The organism is Pseudomonas sp. P4_C8 (genome assembly GCF_056401975.1).
Genome location: NZ_JBFUIH010000042.1, coordinates 22,252 through 44,335, shown reverse-complemented (window position 1 = coordinate 44,335; position 22,084 = coordinate 22,252). Strand labels below are relative to the sequence as shown.

The window sequence follows — 22,084 nt, the reverse complement described above, 5'->3', positions numbered from 1 at the left end:
CTCACCTCTGTTTTTATAGTTTTGGAAGAGGCCCGAACAGCCTGCGCGCAAGCCCCTGATATGCAAGGCATACCCTATAGGGCGCGGCGGTTGGATGGACCTCTACAAATGAGGAGGGGTCAGTGAATGAGTGGGCGTCACGGTGATTCGCGACGGGTTGCCTGTGCAGACAGAACAGAACCCAACTCAACCTTGCTTTTCACCCCGAGTTGCAAGTAGCAGTTGCGCAAATAAGTACGCACGGTCGCGGGGCTCAAACCGAGGATTTTGGCGATCTCTTTATACGAGTGACCGGCCGCGAACAGCATCGCCGCCGTCCGCTCCCGTGGCGCCAGCACCACGCCGCGTGACTGGGCTTCAAGGGACAGAATGACGTGTTTGGCATTCGGGCTGAGGGTCAGCGCACAGCGTCCCAGGCGTATGACGCACGGCGCTTTTTCCAGCTGACCGATCACCTGCGTCGGCAGCATCGACCCGCTCCACCCCGGCACTTCGCGCTGGATCGCCGCGCACAGGCTGGCGCCCACGTACAGCAGCGTGCCGTCCATGCGCGCGACCCCGAAGTCGCTGGCGCCGTTACCGGTGTCGATGCGGATCATGTCCTGCACCTGAAAGCGCCACAGCTGCAACAGGTGATCGCAAAAGGCTGAAAACAACGCGGCCTCGCTGTCGTTGAACCCTGACGCGTGTTCGCCGCGATAGAGGCAGACAAAGAACATCAAACCGCTTTCGGGCAACTCGAAGGTGATGCATATCACATGGTAGAGGTCATGACGGCGAGCGAACGCATCGACTTCTTCATGGGGATCGGTGTAACCACTGTCACGCACCACTGCGCCGGGTTGGCTCAAGGTGTCATGGGAGAATTTGTCGCTGCCTGCGCTCTTGTGCCATTCGGCGGCAAACGATTCGGGCAGGTCTATGCGCCCGTGCATCCAGCTTTTCGGCGCCACATGGGCATCTGACGTGGACATCTCGCCCCACCATGCCGACGCGAACGGCACCAGTGGGCGAAAGGCTTGCAGCCCGTCTTCGATGAATTGCGAGGCACCGCGCTCCCGTGCCAGTCGCCCGAGGTGCAACACGCATTGATTGAATGCCTTGAGCATCGCCATCGACGGTGTGCCGCCGACCTCATTACCCTCCTCCATCAATTTGATCCTGTTGGCTGCGTGGCATTTTTTTCGACCATGCCACAAGGGCAGTGATGGCGTCCACAAGCCCCGTATTCATGCGCAAACCGGCAACAGTGTTTGTCCTTCTGGCCGCTGTTTGAGGCAAGGACTACCCCCTAGCATCGTCCCTACCCCGTGAGCATTCAGCACGAACTCACAAGGTGAAAAACGGACGATCAAACCGGTCGCCCAGCCATCCTCAAACGATACGGTGAACACCATGAACCTTTCGAAAATCGCTCTCTTGCTGGCGCTTGCCAGTCTAGGTGCACCGGCCTTCGCCGACGACAGCGCGTCAACGGCCGCAACCGCCAAGACCCCGGTTGAAACCTATACCTACGACACCCACCTCGACATCAAACGCGTTATCAGCGTGACAGACGTGGGCGACCAGTGCGGTCCGGTGCCGGCGCAAATGACGTATGAAGACTCTCACGGTCAGCAACACGTCCTTGAGTATCAAGTCATGGGAACCGGGTGTTCGAACGGTTGAGCAACGTGCAGACGATGGAGGGTCGACACTCCATACCGGCGGCACTGGCGATTATCTGTTTTTCGTTGAGCCCACGATCTTTTCATCACTGGCCAGCAAGACCGGAATGTAATCCTTGAGAAAATCCACCCAGGTCTTGATTTTCGCATCAACGAATTTTCGTGATGGATAGATGGCAAAGACATTCAGCTCTTCAAAATGATACTCAGGCAGTACCCGCACCAACGTCCCCGCTCTCAAACCGTCCACGGCAGACGCAATCGGTTGAATCCCGATGCCCATGCCGTTGGTGATCGCGACCGTCATCGCATCGGCGGTATTGACGTGAAACGGCGACAACGGTGTGTTCACCGTCTCCACGCCTTCAGGCCCTTCAAATATCCAGTTTTCTGCCGGCATCACGGTGTTCACAATCCTCAGGCAATCATGTGCGCCCAGTGCACCTGGCGCGTCGGGAACGCCGCGTTTCTTCAGGTACGCGGGCGAGGCGCAGAGAATGCTGTAGGTAACGCCGAGCCGCTGGGCGACGAAGCCTGAATCGGGTAAATCCCGCGCCAACACAATCGACATGTCATAGCCTTCTTCCAGCAAGTCCGGCAGCCGATTGGTCAGGGTCAAATCAAACATGACCGAAGGATGCGTCTCTCTGTACCGGGCGATGGCGTTGATCACGTAGTGATTGCCAACGGCTGACATCGCATGAATTTTCAGCCGGCCCACGGGTCTGGTTTGAGCCGTCCCCGCTTCTTCATCGGCTTCACGCATCTCTTCAATAATTTTCTCGCAGCGTTGCAAATAGCGCAGGCCCGCTTCGGTCAGGGCCAGGCGCCGGGTCGTGCGGTTGATCAGGCGTGTTTGCAGCCGGGCCTCCAGGCTGGAAACCGCTTTGGAAATGTTGGTGGTCGAGGTGTCCAGCATCACCGCTGCGGCCGTAAAGCTGCCGCTCTGCGCGACCGCTATGAAACAACGCATGGTTTGGAAAACGTCCATCCTTTTCGCCTCGGCGCAAAAATGTACCTGTAGAAAAAGTGGCGGCCTGACATCAGGCCGCCGCTTTGGCATGGGTTACTTTGAACGCGGGATAAAGCCGGGGATACCGGTTTCCACCACCGAGTTGAACCGCACCCGAGTCGTAATTTCCTCCTTGATTTCAAGCATGGCCCGGTGCGGCAGCGTGGCAATATCAAAGTTCTCCTGAATATGGCTCAGTGTTGCAGACGTGGTCAGAAACGCCACACCACGCTGCACCGACCAGGCCAAGGCGACTTGAGCCGGGGTTTTCTGCACGTGTCGCGCGATACCGGTAATCACCGGGTCTTCCAGCACGGCAGGCTCCATGCCATGGCCGAGGGGTGCAAAGGCGAGGACGATGATCCCATGCTGTTTGCAGAACTCCAGAAGCTCCCATTCCGGCAGATAAGGGTGGGATTCCACCTGCACGACGGCGGGTTTGATCCGCGCCACTTCGACAATCGCCTGCAACGCCTCCAGCGTGATATCCGACAAGCCGATGGACTTGCAGCGCCCTTCATCCACCAGCTGTTCAAGCGCCCGCCACGTCTCGATCAGGGTCACGCCCGAGTCGTAAATCATGTGGCCGAATGGGTCTCTTGGTTCCTGGTCATCACCGGGTTGAAAGGCAAACGGTGTATGGATCAGGTAGCAATCGATGTAATCCACCTGAAGCCGTCGGCAACTGGCTTCGAACGCCGGCAGAACCCGCTCCGGGCGATGGTTGGTGTTCCACAGTTTGGTGGTAATGAACAAGTCCTCGCGCCGGGCCTTGCCCGTGTCGAGGAAGGCCTTGAACGCCACGCCCACCGCCTCTTCGTTCCGATAACGCTCGGCACAATCGAAATGGCGGAAGCCTGTTTCCAGCGCCTGTGTGACCGCTTGGGTCGTGACACTGAGGTCGCGGAACAACGTGCCAAAGCCAACGGCCGGCATCTCGACCGAGCCGTGGTTCAGCGCAAATTTTGTCTGGCGAAGTTCATCGTGAAAGGCTTCGTAGGTCATGTCTTTACTCCACTCTCTGAGGCCGCAGCCTTTACTGATATGAACGTTTCGGTGCTTCGCGACTGGCGACTCGTTGCTCAAACACGCCAACGGAATTGCCGCCGAGGGCGACAAACAGCTGAACGGTGTCGAGGTACTGCGCGGTCTTCACCCTGATCTGCCCCAACAACGCCTGCTCATAGGCGCGCTCTGCTTCCAGCACCTGGAGAATGCTGTTCTCCCCTTGGGCGTACGCTTGCTGGTTCAAGCGAAAACTGCTGTCGGCGGCACGCAATGCGTCTTCCTGGGCGAGGTTTTCCTCGGCGTCATGGTTGATGGCTTGCAGCGTGTCAGCGACCTGACCGAACGATGTGATGACCGTCTGCTGGTAGTCCGCGAGCGATGCGTTGTAGCCGTCGACCGCCGCCTGGCGTTCAGCCTTGAGGGTTCCGCCATTGAAGATCGGCCCCGCCACCCCGGCGGCGAAGCCCCAGAGCGCAGCGCCGCCGTTGCCTGTCGCCGACTGTGCGAGAAATGCGGAAAGCTCCACATGGGGATAGAGGTTGGCGGTCGCGACACCGACGGCGGCGCTGGCGATGTGCAGTTGTGCTTCGGCTTGCAGCACGTCCGGCCGGGTGTGGGCCATTTCCGAGGGCAGACTGACGGGGATGTTGGCCAGGGCGAATTCACTCAGGTCGAAGTCCGGCGCGATCCAGTCCGCCGGGCCTTTGCCCGTCAGGATCGACAGCGCATGCCGTGCCGAATCACGCTGCTGAGCCAGCGGCGGCAACAGAGTGCGGTCCTGCGCGAGTCGGGTTTCGGCCAGCGATACATCGATCTGCGTGGTGCTGCCATTGAGGTGCGCCATGCGCACCAGTTCGAGGTTCTTGGTGTCAATGGCCAGCAGTTTTTCCACGGCGTGCATCTGTGCGTTCGCCGAGGCCATCAACAACGCCTGGCTGGCGACATTCCCCGTCAGGGTCAGGTACGCCGCTTCGTAGCGATGTGTCTGAAAGGCCGTCAGCGCTTCCTGTTGTTCGACCTGGCGCTTGTTACCGCCGAACACGTCCAGATCGAAGCCGACCCGTGGCCCGATGGCATAGAAGTTGGAAACGATGGGGTCACGACTGTTGTGCGTACGCACTCGGCCGGCCTGAGCGGCAAAATCGACCTGCGGATACAGCGCCCCCTGCGCCGCCGCGACGGAGGACGCCGCTTGGCGGATCGTGGCATCGGCAGCGACGAGCTCCAGATTGCCATCGATGGCCCGGCGCACAATGTTGTCGAGCTTGGGCGAACGAAACGCAGTCCACCAATCGCCATTAACCTTTTTGCCGAGGTCGATGCGCTGGCCAAGACGCTGCTCGGCTTGCTGATCGTAGTGCTGCGACGGGCTGGGTGGCGGCATTTGGTAATCGGGGCCGACCGTACAGGCGGTCAGGAACACCAGCACCGACACCGCGCCGGACGTGGTGTTGAACAGCTGTCTGTTGAGGAAGCGCGCATTGGATTTCATCAGGCAAACTCCACGAAAACTATTTGGTCGCAACGGGCTTGCGAAGAAAGATCACCAGTGGGCTCACCACCAGCATCGCGTACATCAAAATCTTGAATTGGCCGACCACACCGATAAACGCCGCCTGGCCGGTGATCATTTCGTTGAGCCCCGCCATGGCTTGCAGGGACGTCGCCGCCGAATGCGCCGCCGCGCCATAGGGTGTCAAGTTGCTGGCCAGCGCCATGTGCATCGCGTGGGTGTTGTTGAAGAAATACAACTGCACGATCGCAACGCCGAGGGTGCTGCCGTACACACGCGACAGATTGAAAAGACCGGTGCCTTCCGGGCGCAGCGTCGGGTCGAGGGTGCTGAAGGCGACCTTGGTCAGCGACGGCATCAACATGCCGATGCCGATGCCCTGAATTGCGCCAGCCACTGCCACCGGCCACCAGTCCATCAGCGGCGAATAGCCGAGCATCAGCCAGTTGGCATACACCACGATGGCCACGCCCGCCGCCACGAACAGCCGGCGGTCGAAACGCTCCGGAACACGGCCCATCAACAGAAACGCACCGACCAGTCCTATACCGCGCGGTATGGTCAGCGAACCGGTGGTGTCAGGCGGGTAGCCGAGAATTTCATCGAGCATCGGCGACGTCAGCGCCATGGTCGACAGCAACACGAAACCCACGGCAAAAAAGATCACCGTCGACAGCACGAAGTTGCGGTCGTTGAACAAACGCTTGTTGAGGAAATGCACCTTCGCAGTCAGCACATGCACCAGGAACAGGTAGAGCCCGAGCGCACAGCCGATCGCTTCCAGCCAGATCTCGGTCGAGGAAAACCAGTCCAGGCGTTCACCGCGATCGAGCAACATTTGAAGGCTGATCAGCCCCAGGGTGAAAGTGCCGAAACCAAAGAAGTCGAACACTGGACGTTTCTCGGCCTTCTTCTCGGCCAGCAACAGTGCGATCACCAGGAAGATATACGCCGACAGCGGCAGGCTGATGTAGAAGATCGGGCGCCAGCCGAAATGTTCGGCGACCCAGCCGCCGATGCTCGGGCCGCTGACGATGCCGATGAGCACGATGGCCGTCCACGTTGCGCCGAACTTCGCGCGCTTCTCCAGTGGCAACGTTTCCAGGGCAATCGCCATCGAAAGCGGTGCCAGCACACCACTCGCCAGGCCCTGGATAATGCGCGCGCCGATGAACTCCAGCGGCGTCGATGCCAGGGTGGCGAGCACCAGGCCCAGGACGAACACGGCCAGCACGGTTTGATAAACCCGCTTCAGGCCGTAACTCCCGGCCAGCCATTGCGCAATCGGCATCGTGATCGCACTGGCCGCGAGGTACGCGGTGAAGATCCATCCGGCCTGGTCGTCGGTCATCGACATACTGCCCTGGATCAAACGGAGGACGGCATTGGGCAAAGGCAGGTTCGCCGATTGCATATAAGTCGCGAGCAATGCGGCAAACCTTAATGAGCCCGCAGGCCCAGCAAGGTTGGTGTTCATCAGAAGGCTCCTGCAGTCATCAGCGCTTTGAGCGGATGCCACCATGGCGTGCGGTGCCCGGTATCGACCTTGACCGTGGCGCTGATCCCCGAGTAGAGCGGCATCTGTGGGTCGAGCTCGTCGAGTTCGAGCCGTACCGGCACCCGCTGCACCACCTTGACCCAGTTGCCGGTGGCGTTTTCCGGTGGCAGCAAGGCGAAGTCCGATCCGGCACCGGGACTCATGCTGACCACGTGGGCTTTGAATTCGTGATCAGGGTAGGTATCGAGGTGAATGGTCGCGGCCTGACCCGGATGCATGTGGGTGACCTCCGTTTCGCGGAAGTTGGCTTCCACCCACACCTGGCGATCGGACAGCAGCGCAAAGGCCGGCGCACCGTTGTTCACAAAATTGCCCACCTGCAAATCATCGACCTTGGCGACGATGCCATCGTCCGGCGCATACACCGTGGCGTACGAGAGGTAGAGCTGCGCTTCATCAAGCTGCGCCTTGGCCTCACGAACGGCCGGGTGGCTGTCGACGTCGATGTTCGGATTGCCGTTCAAGGCAACCACCGTGCTGGCGATCTGTTGTTCGATGGAGGCTATTCGTTGGCGTGACACTTTCAGGTCGGTGTCTGCGCGCTCATAAATCGACTTCGACACGAACTCGGAAGCGACCAGCGCCTTCTTGCGGCCAAATTCCTTTTGGTCGAAATCGGCCGACTCTTTGGCCGATTGCAGTTCAGCCTGTTGCTGGCGGTAGCTGGCCTTGAGCCCATCGATGCGCAGCCGTGCGACGCTCAGCTGGGCTTGCGCGCGGTCAACGGCGATCTGCAACGGTTTGGGATCGATGCGGAACAACACCTGGCCCTTGCGAACCGACTGGTTGTCCTCGACTGCGATTTCGATGACTTGGCCCGACGTGCGTGCATTGATCGATGCCTTCGCCACTCTGGCGTAGGCGTTATCGGTCGAGATGTAAGGCTCACCGGCTACATAGTGTGCGTACCCAACCGCCGCGAAGAGCGCCGGTACACCCACCATCAGCAATGGCCGCACGGTCTCTTTAAGGGTTTTTTTGCCGGGCGTTCCGGTCGGGTTCGGCCCTGGGTGCTCAAAGGTTTGTGAAGCTGGAATATCGAACTGTTTAGTCATGATCGAAAACACCTTTAACCGGGAAGTCAGGGGCTAATACCCATAAAAAACAGCCATACCGTGCGCAGTCAGAAGGATCGCTCCGCCGCACCCTGTTTCGTCGCCGCTATACCCAGTTCGAGCTCCGCTACAACAAACTTCAAATTCAGGAACTTCTGATTCCTTAATTTTGTGCGATGGTGTAAGAATATGCCTCGACCTACCTTCACACAAGGATTTTGTACGCCATGGCACAAAATAAGATTACGCAAGGAAAAGGTCGCGGACGCCCCCGCGCCTATGACCCACAGACCGCGCTGCAGCAAGCGCTTGGGGTGTTTTGGAGTACCGGCTATTCCGCTGCGTCACTGGATAGCATCGCCACGGCAGCGGGCATGAATCGCCCGAGCCTGTATGCCGCGTTCGGTGACAAACACGCGCTCTATATCAAGGCGCTAGAGCAGTACTGGGAATTCGCCGCTGCCGACATGCATGAGGCGCTGACCGACACCCAGCTGACCTTGAGCGAGGCGTTGATGCGTTTCTATGAGGGGCAGTTATCGATCTATTTTTCGGGAGACGGCCAACCCCGTGGCTGTTTTGCGATCGGCACGGCAACGACCGAAGCCGTCGAGGATGTGGAAATCCGTGAGGTGCTGTCGGACCGTCTCAGTCGACTCGACGCCGATCTTGAAGCGCGCCTGCGAACGGCCATTACTGCTGGCGAACTCAAAGACAACGTCGACCCGGCAGCCCTCGCGGTGCTCGCCTCCTCCCTGCTGCACAGCATTTCGATCCGGGCACGGGCAGGCAAATCCCGAGAGGAACTGACCGAACTGGCCCGCAACGCGGTCAGCGTAATCTGCGGTTGAGAGGCGGTATGGCAGGTGAAGGACTTGAAGACATACTGGCCGATCAGCTCGACGTGATTTTCTGCGGGATCAATCCGGGCATGACGGCCGCCGCCCAAGGGCATCACTTTGCGGGCCGGGGCAATCGCTTCTGGCGCACGCTCCACCTCGCCGGGTTTACGCCCGAGCAAGTGCGCCCGGAAAACGACCGGACGATCTTGCAGTACCGCTGTGGTTTGACCGCCGTGGTCGACCGGCCCACGGCGCGCGCAGATCAACTGTCGTTGCACGAGTTCATCGCCGCCGCTGCGGACTTTGAACAAAAGATCCTGCACTACGCACCCCACTTCGTAGCGTTTCTCGGCAAGGCCGCGTACTGCGCGTTATCCGGCCAGCGAGATATTGCCTGGGGGCTTCAACCCGACACCTTCGGCAACGCAAAGGTATGGGTCTTGCCCAACCCGAGCGGGCGAAATCTGGCGTTCTCGCTCGATCAATTGGTGGACGCGTATCGCCAGCTCTATCAGGCATCAAGCAGCAAAACTTGCACAAATCGACAGTAGGCTAAGCTAAGGATCAGCTTCTTGCACACGATGCTCGCTCCGGCAGGGTTTGGGTTTTTCTGAAGAGCGTCTGCAACAGCTATTTCAGACTGGCCCACACTATTCACGCAGGACTGACGTGATGACCGAGCCCCTCCTCAGCTTTGATGAATTGAAGCGTGCCGCCGTGTCCGGCGAAATCGATACCGTACTGGTCTGCATGGTCGACATGCAGGGACGCCTGGTCGGCAAGCGATTCCAGGTCGAGTTTTTTATCGACAGCGGCCATGAAGAAACCCACTGCTGCAACTACCTGCTGGCCGACGACATCGACATGGAACCCGTGCCGGGTTACGCCGCCGCCAGCTGGAGCAAAGGCTATGGCGACTTTGTGCTCAAGCCCGACATGTCCACCTTGCGCCGGGTGCCGTGGCTGGAGTGCACGGCGCTGGTGCTCTGCGACGTGCTCGATCACCACCATCGCCGCGATTTGCCGCACAGCCCGCGGGCGATCCTGAAGAAGCAAATCGAACGCCTGCGCGAGCGTGGCTATACCGGCATGTTCGCCTCGGAACTGGAGTTCTATCTGTTCGACGAGAGCTACGAGGCCATCCACGAGCGCAACTACCACAAGCCAAAAACCGCCGGCCATTACATCGAGGATTACAACATCCTGCAGACCACCCGCGAAGAGCCGGTGCTGCGGGCGATTCGCAAGCATCTGCAGGCCAGCGGCATTCCCGTGGAAAACTCCAAGGGTGAATGGGGTCCGGGACAGGAAGAGATCAACATCCGCTACGCCGATGCGCTGACTATGGCTGACCATCACGTCATCATCAAACACGCCTGCAAAGAGATCGCGCAATTGCAAGGCAAGGCGATCACCTTCATGGCCAAGTGGCGCTATGACGCCGCCGGGTCCAGTAGCCACATCCATAATTCGCTGTGGGACAAGAACGGTAAAAAGCCGTTGTTCTTCGACGCCAAGGCCGAATTCGGCATGTCGAAACTGATGCGTTCCTGGGTCGCCGGGCAGCTTAAATATGCCAACGACATCACCTGTTTTCTCGCGCCCTACATCAACTCGTACAAGCGCTTCCAGGCCGGCACGTTTGCGCCGACGCGGGCGGTATGGAGCCGGGACAATCGCACCGCCGGCTTTCGTCTGTGTGCCGAAAGCAGCAAATCCATCCGCATCGAATGCCGCATCGGCGGCGCCGACCTCAACCCGTATCTGGCCTTCGCAGCCCTGATCGCAGCGGGCCTGGCCGGGATCGACGAGAAGCTCACCCTCACACCGCCCTTTGAAGGCGACGCCTACCTCGATGAACACTTGCCGGAAGTCTCCAAGACCTTGCGCGAAGCCAGCGCCGCACTCCAGACCTCCGCCATGTTGCGCGAAGCATTCGGGGACGAGGTGATCGACCACTACGTGCACACCGCCGAATGGGAGCAGAAAGAGTACGACCGGCGGATCACTGACTGGGAACTGCAACGCGGATTCGAGCGCTATTGAGGTCACCATGACGGCAACCATTCAACTCATCTCCCCGGTCGATGGCCGGGTTTACGCCGAACGCCACTACGCCGACGCGACGCAAATCGAACAGGCTCTGACGGCGGCCGCCACCGCCCAGGCGCAATGGAAACGCCGGCCCCTGAGCGAACGTGCCGCTTTTTGCAGTGCAGTGGTGGACGCGATGCTGGCGATGAAGAATGAAATAGTGCCGGAACTGGCTTGGCAGATGGGCCGCCCAGTACGTTATGTCGCGGGCGAACTGCGCGGTTTTGAAGAGCGCGCCCGGCATATGATCGCCATTGCGCCTGAAGCGCTGGCCACGATTGAACCCACCCCGGTCAGCGGTTTTCGACGGCACATCCAACGTGATCCACTGGGTACGGTGCTGGTCGTTGCGCCGTGGAATTACCCCTACCTGACGGCCGTGAATACGATCATTCCGGCGCTGATGGCCGGCAACAGCGTCATCCTCAAACACGCGTCGCAAACGCTACTGGTCGGCGAACGGTTCGCCGAGGCCATGGCCCGCGCCAACCTGCCCGCCGGTCTGTTTCACAACCTGCTGCTCGATCACAACCAGACCGCCGCAATCATTGGTTCCGGACGTGTTCATCAAGTCAATTTCACCGGTTCCGTCGGTGCCGGCAAGGCCATGGAAACCGCCGCCACCGGGCGCTTCCTTGGCGTGGGTCTGGAGCTCGGCGGTAAAGACCCGGCCTATGTTCGCGCAGATGCCAATCTCGACCATGCAGTAGAAAATCTGGTGGACGGCAGCTTCTTCAATTCCGGGCAGAGCTGCTGCGCCATTGAACGCATTTATGTCGATAAGAAAATCTACCCAGCCTTTATCGAGCGTTTCGCTGCCCTGACCCGTCAATACGTGCTGGGCAACCCACTGGACGAAGCCACCACACTCGGCCCCTTGGTCACCCCGGCAGCTGCTGATTTCGTACGTGGTCAGATCGCCGAAGCGCTTACACAAGGCGCCAAGGCACTGATTGATCCGCAGGCGTTTCCCGCTGACGTACCGGGCAGCGCCTACCTCGCGCCACAGGTATTGGTCGACGTCACCCACCACATGTCAGTCATGCGCGAGGAAAGCTTTGGCCCGGTGGTCGGCATCATGCCGGTGGACGGCGACAACGAAGCCATCGCCTTGATGAATGACAGCGAGTTCGGGCTCAGCGCCTCAATCTGGACCCAGGACCTTGCCGCCGCCGAACGCCTGGGCAACGAGATCGACACCGGCACCGTTTTCATGAACCGCTGCGACTACCTCGACCCGGCCCTGGCCTGGACCGGGGTGAAAAACAGCGGGCGCGGCGTCACCCTGTCGCGCCTCGGTTACGAACACCTGACCCGCGCCAAATCCTTCCATTTGCGCCACGAGATTTGAGCCATGAGCCTGACCGCGAACTGGAATTACCCCACAAGCATCCGCTTTGGTGTCGGCCGCATCGCCGAACTCGCCGACACCTGCCGCAGCCAAGGAATCGAGCGCCCGCTGCTGGTCACCGACATTGGCCTGGCGCGTGCGCCGATGACCATCGCCACCCTGGAAGCCCTGCGCACCGCCGGCCTGGGCGTCGAATTATTTTGCGACCTCAAGCCCAACCCGGTCGAAGCCAACCTCGCCGGCGGCCTCGACGCCTGGCGCGCCGGCAAACACGATGGCGTGATCGCCTTCGGTGGCGGCAGCGGCCTGGACATGGGCAAGCTCATCGCCTTCATGAGCGGCCAAACCCGCCCGGTCTGGGATTTCGAAGACATCGGCGACTACTGGACCCGCGCCGACGAAAGCCGCATCGCCCCGGTCATTGCGGTGCCGACCACGGCGGGCACTGGGTCGGAAGTGGGCCGTGCAGCGGTGATCATCGACGAGGCCACCCACACCAAACGCATCATCTTCCACCCGAAAATGATGCCGCGCGTGGTCATCAGCGACCCGGCCCTGAGTGTCGGCATGCCGGCCAAAGTCACCGCCGGCACCGGCATGGACGCCTTGGCCCATTGCCTGGAAGCCTACTGCGCCCCCGGTTTTCATCCGTTGGCCGACGGCATCGCCGTGGAAGGCATGCGCCTGGTGGCCAACGCCCTGGTGCGCGCCGTGCACACACCGTCCGACCTTGACGCGCGCGCGCACATGCTCGCGGCGGCAGCGATGGGCGCCACCGCGTTCCAGAAAGGACTGGGCGGGATGCATGCCCTTTCGCATCCGGTGGGCGCGCTGTACGACACCCATCACGGCATGACCAATGCGACCTTCATGCCCTACGTCCTGAAATTCAATCGCCCGGCCATCGAAGAACGCATCACGCGCCTGGCTGCCTATTTGCGCCTGCCCTCCCCCGGCTTCGACAGTTTCCTGGCCTTCATCCTCAAACTGCGCAAAGACATCGGCGTGCCGCACACGCTGGTGCAGTTGGGGGTGGATGACCAACAGGCCGACCTGATCGCGGACATGGCCGTTGTCGACCCCTCTGCCAGCGGCAACCCGCTGCCATTGACGAAGGCCGGTGCGGCAGAGATTTTCGACGCGGCGTATCACGGCCGCCTGTAGAGCAGTTGACTGCCTGTGCTCAACATTTGAATGCAGCGCACGGGCAGGTTGTACCGGTTGGAGACAGGAGCAGTACGACAAGGGGTTGAAGGCCAGCCCGTCCGGCATTCCGGATGGATGCGTATCAAAACCTGATGGGGCACACAACATGAATCCAGCAAGCCAGCCCGGCACTGACGCGCCGCATGACGATGACGTCAAAGTGCTGCACAGCATGGGCTACGCCCAGCAGCTATCGCGACGAATGGGCGTTTTCTCCAACTTTGCGATTTCCTTTTCAATCATCTGCATCCTCTCCGGGGGCATCAACTCCCTCGCCCAGGGCACCTCCGGTGCGGGCGGCGCGTCCATCGGCATCGGCTGGCCGATTGGCTGCCTGATCTCCGGGGTGTTCGCCATGGCCATGGCGCAGATCTCCTCGGCGTACCCTACCGCTGGCGGGCTGTATCACTGGGGTTCGATTCTCGGCAACCGCTTCACCGGCTGGCTGACCGCGTGGTTCAACCTGTTGGGGTTGGTCACCGTACTGGGAGCGATCAACGTCGGCACCTATTACTTCTTTTTCGGTGCTTTCGGCCCGGCGCTGGGCATGGAAGACACGACCACGGTCCGGGTGATTTTCCTCGCGGTGCTGACCGGTCTTCAGGCCTTGTGTAACCACTTGGGGATCGGCCTGACCGCCAAGCTCACCGACTTCTCCGGCTACCTGATTTTCGCCACGGCACTGGCGCTGACCATCGTCTGCCTGATCTCGGCACCCAGCTATGAATTCGCGCGGTTGTGGACCTTCAGCAACTACTCCGGCGAGGCGGGTGGCAGCGTCTGGCCACAGGTGTCGAACGGCTGGATTTTCATGCTCGGCCTGCTGTTGCCGATCTACACCATCACCGGCTATGACGCCTCCGCGCACACCTCGGAAGAGACCCGCAATGCCGCCATGTCAGTGCCACGCGGCATGGTCATGTCGGTGGTCTGGTCGTTGCTGTTCGGCTGGGTGATGCTGTGCTCGTTCGTGCTGATGCTGCCGAACATGGATGAGGCGGCCAAGCAAGGCTGGAACGTGTTTTTCTGGGCCATGAACACCCAGGTCAGCCCGACACTAAAAGTTGCGCTGTATGTAGCGATTTTCATCTCGCAGATCCTCTGCGGGTTGGCAACCGTGACCTCGGTTTCACGCATGATCTTCGCGTTCTCACGTGACGGCGGCCTGCCCTGCTCCAAAGCGCTGGCCTCGGTCTCGCCGACCTTTCGCAGCCCGGTGGCAGCGATCTGGACCGGTGCCACCCTCGCGGTGTTGTTCGTCTGGGGCTCATCGGTGATCTCGATCGGTGAAACGCCGGTCTATACCATCGTAGTGTCCTGCACGGTGATCTTCCTGTTCTTCTCCTTCGTCATCCCCATCGTGCTGGGCCTGTTTACCTACGGGACCTCGAAGTGGCCGACCATGGGACCGTGGAACATGGGACGCTTCTGGTACACCGTGTTCGCCCTGCTCTCGGTGCTTTCGATGGTGATCATCTTCATCATCGGCATTCAGCCACCGAACGACTGGGCGTTGTACATCACCATTGGTTTCCTGGTGCTGACGGCGATTGTCTGGTTCGGTTTTGAAGCCCGACGCTTCCAGGGGCCGCCGGTGGGCGACATGATTGTCCAGCGCCAGGCGCAAATTGCGGCGGCTGAGGCGGCGTTGGATAAACGCGCTTGAAGCGGATAGCTGAAGCTGCACGCAACCCGTAGCAGCTGGCGAAGCCTGCGTTCGGCTGCGTAGCAGTCGTAAAACCTGAGTTTGCGGTCTTCCTGAAACACCGCATCGTCTGATTTCACGACTGCTTTGCAGCCGGACGCAGGCTTCGCCAGCTGCTACAGAAATTGCGTAACTCATGAGAGAGCTTGCCCCCTCACCACAGAACAGCGGCTACACGGATGGCTCAACTTTATCCAGCACCCCGTTCGCCGTAATCTCCGCCACCATGATGCTGTTGGAAATGCCCAACAACGCATAACGCGACTCCCCCTCCAGATGATCCACCAACTGATGGACCATCACATCGACCGACGCCAGCGTCTCGACCAAAAATACGGCCAGGGTTTCGGCAGTGGCTTCTGGGTCCACGGAAAACAGAGTACTACGCGTTCGCTTGGTGGCTTTGATGTCGGCATTCGACGGGAAGTGGAAGTTGAGGGCGCGTTCGGCGGCTTCGTTGAGTTTTTTTGAATCGGGTTCGTACGGGGACACTGGATCGGTGTCTGGTGGGTTGGGTGTTACTTTGAACATTGGCTCAGACCTCATATGAGTGAGGCTGCAACCCGCTCGCGACTAAACGAAATGGAGGCAGCTGTGCACAGGTTAGTCGACCGATGAGCCAAGAAATCGGCGCGCCGAAGCGCCCTGCGCACAACCGCCATCGAGTGCAGGCATGGGATACCCGACTGACAGAGACATTGTGCGTCTTGACATCAACGGGCGACTAAACCCGATCACTGATGGGCAGTGACGGGAATCAAGTTACCGAGCAGCACCAAGGCGCACAAGCCGGCGGATTCTGGCGTAGCCGTAGGTAAAGACGCAAGGTCTTGTAGCTTTCAGGACGTAACCTTGAAGGTGTTTAAACACGCGCCTTCAACAGCTGTTGAACGAGCTGACATGCGCTTCCTACAGGCGGTGAAGGCCGGAAAAGCCTCCAGGAAACCACCATGAATAAACGATGTGGACTCCTTATTGAGTGCAACCAATAAATACAACCCTGAACAATATAGCCATTGTTGCGAATACGCTGAGCGTGATCTGCATGCCAGCAACAAGTATCGGATTATCGGGTTTGTTTAATTTCAAAAGTGACAGAAATTGGCTTGGCTTCGTTTCTGTTGGACTTTCTTTGTAATCTTGTAGTAAACGCCAAATTTCGAGCGCGGCCACTTGGGACGCTAGGATCAGCCGACAGTTCAGCAATGAAAATAATAAATACACTGTAGCAAGTCCGATCAGTAATTCGGTTGGAGGTTTGGTTGATGCCCAAGCGAAAGCTACTGCCGCTGCAGTGATTGCTTGATAATAACCCCAGAATTTGTGCGCCTGTTCTAAAGAGTATCGAAAATATGAAATCGCATCAGACAGTTCCATTTTTCTCCTTTATTACTAATAATTTATTTCAAGGCTGTAGAAGAGTGTAGATGGTATAAAAATCAATGCATACCCATGTCCCCACAGTGCTATCGATAGCACTGGCTGAAAAACCGCTCGTACGATTAATACCGATAAGTTGCCTGCACTGAAATTCCATTCGCACTGTTTTCGTAGTTGGCACTGTATTCAGGTTGAAGGCCGGAGTTGTTCGACTGCTTTACTGAGACTTTGGAATCCCAGAGATAGCCATAAGCAAAGTCTATCGTCAGATCGGCATTCGGCGAATAAGCACCGCCCAAAGTCACGGCTTGGCGATTCCCGACCGGAACGCGCACGCTGCGATCGGCATTTCTAATCGGCGACGGATCATAGGCGTAGCCTGCACGCAGCAGCCATTGTTGGTTCAATTGATAAGATGCACCAACCGCGGTGGCCCAAGTGTCGTGCCAGTTCATTTCTTCGGTCACACTTCCCAGACCAGCCGCCTGACCCAAGGGGGAAAGACCGCTGTTGACTGCCTCGACCTTCTTGATCCGGCTCCAACGTTTCCAGGTGGTCCCCACGTATCCCGTCCAGCGACTATTGAAATGATGGGTGATAGACGTGTCCACGGATTCGGGCATAGTGATGTCTATCTTGTTGTCATAATTTCCGTCCAGCGGTACAACGCTCGGGGAGCCGGTAACCTCAGTATGCCCTTTGAGTTCATAGCTCACCTTCGAGTGATAGTTAATCCCCCAACGGGTCGCATCACTCAAATCAAACAAGACGCCGACGTTGTAGCCAAGTGCCGTGTCATCGCCTTTGATGGTAACCAGTGTGTCCTGGCCGTTGTTCAGGGCGCCGGTGGCCAGGTAATTCTGAAGCTTTGCATTGAAACGGTTTATGGTCGGTCCGCCACCAATGGACACGTAATCATTGATCCGATAGGCAATGGTGGGCTGCAGGGTTATTTCCTTGGTCGTGCTATAGGAACCATGGTAACGGCCCTGAAAACTGCTCTCGTAATCATTGATCAGACCACTCGGAGCATAAAGGCCCAAACCAATCGAAAAACGATCGTCAAGCGGCGTCGACATATAGGCGAAGGGCACAACCCCCAAAGGGACCGAGTCGCCCTTATTCGTTCCTGGGGCACTGCTTTGCGCATTGCTAATATCGTCGCTCACCGAGACGACCGCGGCGCCGCCGGAAATCTCACTACGCTTCAACTTGGTCAAGCCTGCAGGATTTCCAAAGATAGTGCTGGCATCCAGCGCGGAAGACGACCTTCCCGCATAAGCAGTTCCCGCACTGCTTGCACTTTGTTCGTTCAGGGCAATGCCATTGGCGCCCGCAGTTGTTGAAGCGCTGAGTATGGCTACGGCGCCGGTTAACTTGATCCAGAAAGCAAATGCTTGCTGAACAGAGAAACACGGGATCGCACGGTTATTCACTTTCATTGTCCACCCCTTATTCTTTTTGTTGGTTGCGCACGGGCAAGGCTTCGCCTTCCCATGCACGTCTGAGTGCCGGTTGGAGTTGATCGAAGTTGTAAAAATGGCCCTGGCTAATGAGTACCAGGGCATGCTTGCTTAACTTATAGAGGCGGACTCGCTCTCAGTTATCCACTCAACCTGGAAGCTATACCGTCCTAGTAGAAGGGCCAGGGCCTCCTGATTGCCTCCCGCCCGGATGCATGCGACTAGCCCGCGTCGTGCATCCTGTAACACCTCTACCTCAACTTCCTGCAGACACATACGTTCCACTTCCTGCTGGACGACTCTATAAATCTCCCGCTGCTGCAAAGTGGGCTTGAATATCTTGCCAACGGCAGTCAGTGGCAACGCTTCAAGAATTTCAATGCGCTTGGGAACCGCTGCCCGCTCGCTGATGTTGAGATGAGCGAATGCCACAAGTTCTTCGGCGTTGCAGGCATGCCCGGGGCGCAGTTGAACGTAGGCGACCGGCACCTCGCCCGAGTAGGCATCGGGGCTGCCGATTGCAGCGGCCAAGGCGACAGCGGGATGCGTCTGCAGAGCCTCCTCGATTTGCTTGGGATCGATGTTGTGGCCGCCGCGAATGATCAACTCCTTCTTGCGCCCGGTCAGCCAGAAGTAACCCTGCGCATCCTGGCGACCCAGATCGCCCGTATTCAACCAGCGCTGGCCGTCGATATCGATCCAAAGGCCCTGGTTATGACGCGCCTCCAGATAGCCATCGAAGAGATTCGGACCACTGATCGTGATGAGACCGATCTCATCCACGTTGGCGTCGCGCAGGTACTCTCCAGAATCATTGAGCATGACCGCACGCATTTTCTGGTAGGGGATCCGTATCCCGATGGAGCCAATGCGGCGCTCACCATGGGGCGGATTGATTGAGGAGACGCAAGCGCCCTCGGTAAGACCATAACCTTCCAGGATCTTTACCCCGGTCCGGCGCTCGAACTCTCGGAAAAGCTCGGCCGGCATGGGCGCGGCGCCACACATTGCAAAGCGAAGACTGGATAGGTCGCGACCCTGCCATTCATTTTGCAAAAGCGCAGCGTAGACAGTTGGCACGCCGGAAAAGAGGTTGATACCGAAGTGCTCGACCATCTCCCAGAATCGTGGAATCACCCCCTCGCCACGATACCCAAGAGGCGTCCCGAGGATCACATGGTCGCCTTGAGTCCAAGGCATCAGTCCAGTAACCAGTTGTCCATTGACATGAAATAGCGGCAGGCCACAAAAGATAACCTGGCCGCCACTGCGTGGCTGCAAGTGAGCGGCCACAGACCATGCATTGAATACTTCAGAGCCATGGGTACGCGCGGCGATCTTGGGGAGCCCGGTGGTGCCGCCAGTACAGATATAGGAGGAGCATTCATCCTGGCGGATTTGCCGACCGCTCATCAGGTATGTGTGCGGCTGAGCATTCATCAGCGACCGCCAATCATGGATCGGGATGCCGCGGTGTAAGTCTCGCTCCTTCAGTGCCACGGCTTTCAGAGCCCCACGCACAGGTTCGGCGACATAGGACTCCATGCTGACCCAAACGACAGACCTGACCGTGGGTAACTGATCCAGCTGCGAAGCCAGTTTGGGCCACAGATCACTGCTCGCAGTCGGCGCAAGCGTCACCACCACGGATACCTTCGCGGCATTCAGCAAGCCGGCCATCTGCTTGGCTTCGAGCAGAGGGTTGATCGCCATGACGATGCCCGCCGCCTCCCCGCCCCATATAGTGAAGTGGGTTTCCGGCAAGTTGGGCAGGATGAAGGCAAGCACCTCGCCCGGTTTTATGCCCAGGTCATGGAAGGCATTTGCAGCGCGCGTGATATCCGCGAAGAGCTGAGAATAATTCCACTCATAGGTGCGTCTGAAATCGGCAGCATCGGCGAAGAAGCTTAGCGCCGGAGCCTGGGGGGTGCACTCAGCCGCCTGTCGAAGAGCTTCATAGGTGCTGGACGCCAGGCCACGCTCCGACAAGGGGACTCGTTCAAGATTTTCAATGTCGCTCAGGGTCTGCACCACCATCAGGCTTCCCCCACGACTCGGTTGCGTTGCACACCGAGGTCGATCACACCATCGGCGCTGCGAATACGCGCCTCAACCACGTCACCCGCCTTGAGATACTGCGGCCGGCTCTCCTGCGCCTTGAGAAAAAGTTTCCACTTGGTGGCTTCTGGCATCAGAGCCGCAATGCGCTGTTTGGCAGGCGAAGGAATCGTTAGCGCACAGCCAGCCGGAGTACCGGTGGCGATCAGGTCTCCAGCGGCGAGGTCTTGCAAGGAGGAGAGCTCGGTAAGGGTTTCAGCGGGGCCGTAAACCAGGTTGGCCGTGCTGTCGCTCTGTCGCACCTGGTCGTTGACTGTCAGGCGCAGCTGCAGTGCTTTGAGGTAATGCATGTCCTTGGCATCCAGAAGACAGAGGTAGGGACCGACCGGGCCGAAAGTGCGGAAGCTCTTGCCCTTGTAGAACTGCATCTGGGGAATCTGAATGTCGCGGGCCGAGTAGTCATTGACAATGACGACGCCGGCGATGAACTCATGCAGATTGGCGTCAGTGACAGACACGGAACCGGTGATCGCGCGTTTCATCACAAGCCCCAGTTCAATCTCGTAGTCGAGGAAGCGCACGGTGCGCGGCTTGATCAGGTCGCTGTCAGCCGCCACCAGGCAACTCGTCGCCTTGGTGAAGATCATGTTGAATTTCTTCGCGTCCGGGTCCATGCCCGATTCGATCATGTGCTGACGGTAATTGGCGCCCTGGCAGACGAACTGCTGGTTCCGGGTCACCGGCGACAGCAATTTCACTTCGCCCTCCTCCAACTCCGCGCCTTTCAGTTGAGCGAGGTCGTCGATACTGTTCTGGCGAATGAAGTCACCGGTGGTTTCAAAAACACCGGGGATGACCGTGATACGGCCCTGGCGAAGCACGCCCCAGTGGATACCGTTCTGAAATTCAAAGCGGACTACGTGTACAGCAGACATTGAAGGTACTCCTGGAGCGGCGTTTGTCCCGCACTCAGCGGCGCGAGAACTGTGGTGTTGTTCCGTAGGGGGCTGACCGTTGCCCGACATGGCGGCAGCTCTATCCAAACATCCGCATGAGTGTTACCAACTTTCGAATTGTCAGGTCCGGGCTGCGTCGCAGGTTGCGGATCAACAGAAGCAGATTGGTTAAGCTCATCTTGGGTTTTGTAAAACTCTTGGGCATGCGCTGCCCCCACTGGGCCATTGCCTCGGGGCTCACCGGATGAATGCCCGTAGGCCGAGTGGCCGTGAAAATATCCCCGTCGCAGTAATGCTCGTGCTTATCGCCCCATGGGTCTTGCCAGTAATCGAAGATCTGACTGCCCAGAATGTGTCGGCCGATGCCCCATGAGTGCTCCCAACCGCGCTCGCGCAGGACGCGCTGCCCCATTCCCACCGCGTCTGCATCGACGACCTCATAGGCGCTATGGCTATAGGTCGCCATGAACCCTTGCGCTATCGCGAGCGTATGGTGCGCCGCGGGAATTTCACCGAGATCAAGACGCATGAAAGCGACAATAGGTGTGCCGTCGGGGAGTACTTGCACATCGCTGGGAATAAACCCGAAATGCTGGGTATACCAGGCACAGGTCGCTTGGTAGTCGGCCACTTCAATTACGATGTGGCCAAGCCTGAGCACTTCCGGCGGAGCAATCGGTGGGCGCTGCGTGGCGTTGATTCGCGGTTGCTCCTGCGCCAGATTCCAAGGAAGAGGAGCTCTATGTTCAAGAGTTTCACTTGGAGTCTTGTCGCAAATGGCTTCCACAATGAAACCGGAAGGATCGGTCAGTCTGACGTAATACCCTTTGCCAGGATGTTCCGACTTCTCTACCGATGACGCCCCTGGGATTCGAGTGAGTTTTTCCAGGTCCTCTAAAGACTGCACTGCAAGTCCGAACCCGATAAAACGTGCATGTTCGGCACGTTGGACGCGGTAACAGTATGAAGTGGCGTCGGTGGCGCGTAGATAGAGCGTATCGGCGTCCTGCCGACTTACCGTCAGGCCGAAGTCGGTCAGGAAACGCGCCGCCTCATTCAAGTCCGGTCTTTGAAAGATCAGGTGAGTCAGATCCTGGGCCTTCACCGTCGGCTGTGGATGCCGGGCAGGTTGTTGTGTCGCCAACCGGTACACTTCGTTTTTGTTGTTCATTGTTCTTGTTTTCCGGTTTTTTAGGGCAAAGCTGTCCCGAACCCC

Annotated in this window: 19 protein-coding genes; 7 read left to right on the top strand and 12 right to left on the bottom strand. The window is 58.7% G+C overall.

Annotation, left to right across the window (positions count from 1 at the left end; all coding sequences use genetic code 11):
• Positions 1–137: 137 nt before the first annotated feature.
• The gene (locus AC1DWM_RS23485) at positions 138–1,151 is read right to left on the bottom strand and encodes a helix-turn-helix transcriptional regulator (protein WP_477796248.1); all 1,014 of its coding nucleotides are present in this window, start codon (positions 1,149–1,151) and stop codon (positions 138–140) included.
• Positions 1,152–1,395: 244 nt separating this feature from the next.
• Between AC1DWM_RS23485 and AC1DWM_RS23480 the strand changes: the two genes are divergently transcribed.
• Positions 1,396–1,668: a DUF2790 domain-containing protein gene (locus AC1DWM_RS23480; protein ID WP_223517677.1), complete on the top strand. Its 273-nt coding sequence runs from the start codon at positions 1,396–1,398 to the stop codon at positions 1,666–1,668.
• Between the two features lie 51 nt (positions 1,669–1,719).
• On the opposite strand, the gene AC1DWM_RS23475 is transcribed toward AC1DWM_RS23480, so the two are convergent.
• The 5 genes from AC1DWM_RS23475 to AC1DWM_RS23455 form a co-directional block, all read right to left on the bottom strand.
• Positions 1,720–2,658, bottom strand: coding sequence for a LysR family transcriptional regulator (locus AC1DWM_RS23475; RefSeq protein WP_223517711.1), 939 nt, complete (start codon positions 2,656–2,658; stop codon positions 1,720–1,722).
• Between the two features lie 75 nt (positions 2,659–2,733).
• On the bottom strand, positions 2,734–3,684 hold the full coding sequence (locus tag AC1DWM_RS23470) for an aldo/keto reductase (protein WP_223517678.1): 951 nt from the start codon (positions 3,682–3,684) through the stop codon (positions 2,734–2,736).
• A gap of 31 nt (positions 3,685–3,715) precedes the next feature.
• Positions 3,716–5,179: an efflux transporter outer membrane subunit gene (locus AC1DWM_RS23465; protein ID WP_477796247.1), complete on the bottom strand. Its 1,464-nt coding sequence runs from the start codon at positions 5,177–5,179 to the stop codon at positions 3,716–3,718.
• Positions 5,180–5,198: 19 nt separating this feature from the next.
• Positions 5,199–6,677 carry a DHA2 family efflux MFS transporter permease subunit gene (locus tag AC1DWM_RS23460; protein ID WP_477796246.1) on the bottom strand — a complete coding sequence of 493 codons (1,479 nt, stop codon included), beginning with the start codon at positions 6,675–6,677 and terminating at the stop codon, positions 5,199–5,201.
• Positions 6,677–7,813, bottom strand: coding sequence for an HlyD family secretion protein (locus tag AC1DWM_RS23455; RefSeq protein ID WP_477796245.1), 1,137 nt, complete (start codon positions 7,811–7,813; stop codon positions 6,677–6,679). Before AC1DWM_RS23455 ends, AC1DWM_RS23460 begins: the two co-directional genes overlap by 1 nt.
• Before the next feature lie 227 nt (positions 7,814–8,040).
• Here AC1DWM_RS23455 and AC1DWM_RS23450 point away from each other — a divergent pair, with 227 nt between their 5' ends.
• The 6 genes from AC1DWM_RS23450 (at position 8,041) to AC1DWM_RS23425 (ending at position 14,972) form a co-directional block, all read left to right on the top strand.
• Positions 8,041–8,664, top strand: a complete 624-nt coding sequence (locus AC1DWM_RS23450) for a TetR/AcrR family transcriptional regulator (protein WP_223517683.1) — start codon at positions 8,041–8,043, stop codon at positions 8,662–8,664.
• 8 nt (positions 8,665–8,672) lie between these two features.
• Complete coding sequence (gene mug / locus AC1DWM_RS23445) at positions 8,673–9,206, top strand: G/U mismatch-specific DNA glycosylase (RefSeq protein WP_223517685.1); 534 nt, start codon at positions 8,673–8,675, stop codon at positions 9,204–9,206.
• A gap of 121 nt (positions 9,207–9,327) precedes the next feature.
• On the top strand, positions 9,328–10,701 hold the full coding sequence (locus AC1DWM_RS23440; RefSeq protein WP_223517686.1) for a glutamine synthetase family protein: 1,374 nt from the start codon (positions 9,328–9,330) through the stop codon (positions 10,699–10,701).
• 7 nt (positions 10,702–10,708) lie between these two features.
• Entirely contained in the window at positions 10,709–12,100 is a 1,392-nt protein-coding gene (locus AC1DWM_RS23435) for an aldehyde dehydrogenase family protein (RefSeq protein WP_477796244.1), read from the top strand.
• Between the two features lie 3 nt (positions 12,101–12,103).
• Positions 12,104–13,264: an iron-containing alcohol dehydrogenase gene (locus AC1DWM_RS23430; protein WP_477796243.1), complete on the top strand. Its 1,161-nt coding sequence runs from the start codon at positions 12,104–12,106 to the stop codon at positions 13,262–13,264.
• 148 nt (positions 13,265–13,412) lie between these two features.
• Positions 13,413–14,972: an amino acid permease gene (locus AC1DWM_RS23425; RefSeq protein WP_477796242.1), complete on the top strand. Its 1,560-nt coding sequence runs from the start codon at positions 13,413–13,415 to the stop codon at positions 14,970–14,972.
• A 210-nt stretch (positions 14,973–15,182) separates the two neighbouring features.
• Here AC1DWM_RS23425 and AC1DWM_RS23420 read toward each other — a convergent pair whose 3' ends face one another.
• The 6 genes from AC1DWM_RS23420 to AC1DWM_RS23395 all read right to left on the bottom strand — a co-directional run bounded on the left by AC1DWM_RS23420 (position 15,183) and on the right by AC1DWM_RS23395 (position 22,039).
• A complete protein-coding gene (locus tag AC1DWM_RS23420) occupies positions 15,183–15,542 on the bottom strand; it encodes a DUF6124 family protein (RefSeq protein ID WP_477796241.1) in 360 nt (119 codons plus the stop codon).
• A gap of 441 nt (positions 15,543–15,983) precedes the next feature.
• Complete coding sequence (locus AC1DWM_RS23415) at positions 15,984–16,388, bottom strand: hypothetical protein (protein ID WP_223517695.1); 405 nt, start codon at positions 16,386–16,388, stop codon at positions 15,984–15,986.
• Positions 16,389–16,513: 125 nt separating this feature from the next.
• Positions 16,514–17,833 (bottom strand): outer membrane protein transport protein, encoded by a 1,320-nt coding sequence (locus AC1DWM_RS23410; RefSeq protein WP_477796240.1) that lies wholly within the window; start codon positions 17,831–17,833, stop codon positions 16,514–16,516.
• A gap of 132 nt (positions 17,834–17,965) precedes the next feature.
• Entirely contained in the window at positions 17,966–19,891 is a 1,926-nt protein-coding gene (locus AC1DWM_RS23405; RefSeq protein ID WP_477796239.1) for an acyl-CoA synthetase, read from the bottom strand.
• Complete coding sequence (locus tag AC1DWM_RS23400) at positions 19,891–20,847, bottom strand: fumarylacetoacetate hydrolase family protein (RefSeq protein ID WP_223517698.1); 957 nt, start codon at positions 20,845–20,847, stop codon at positions 19,891–19,893. Before AC1DWM_RS23400 ends, AC1DWM_RS23405 begins: the two co-directional genes overlap by 1 nt.
• Positions 20,848–20,947: 100 nt before the next feature.
• Positions 20,948–22,039, bottom strand: a complete 1,092-nt coding sequence (locus AC1DWM_RS23395; RefSeq protein WP_477796238.1) for a VOC family protein — start codon at positions 22,037–22,039, stop codon at positions 20,948–20,950.
• Positions 22,040–22,084 lie beyond the last annotated feature (45 nt).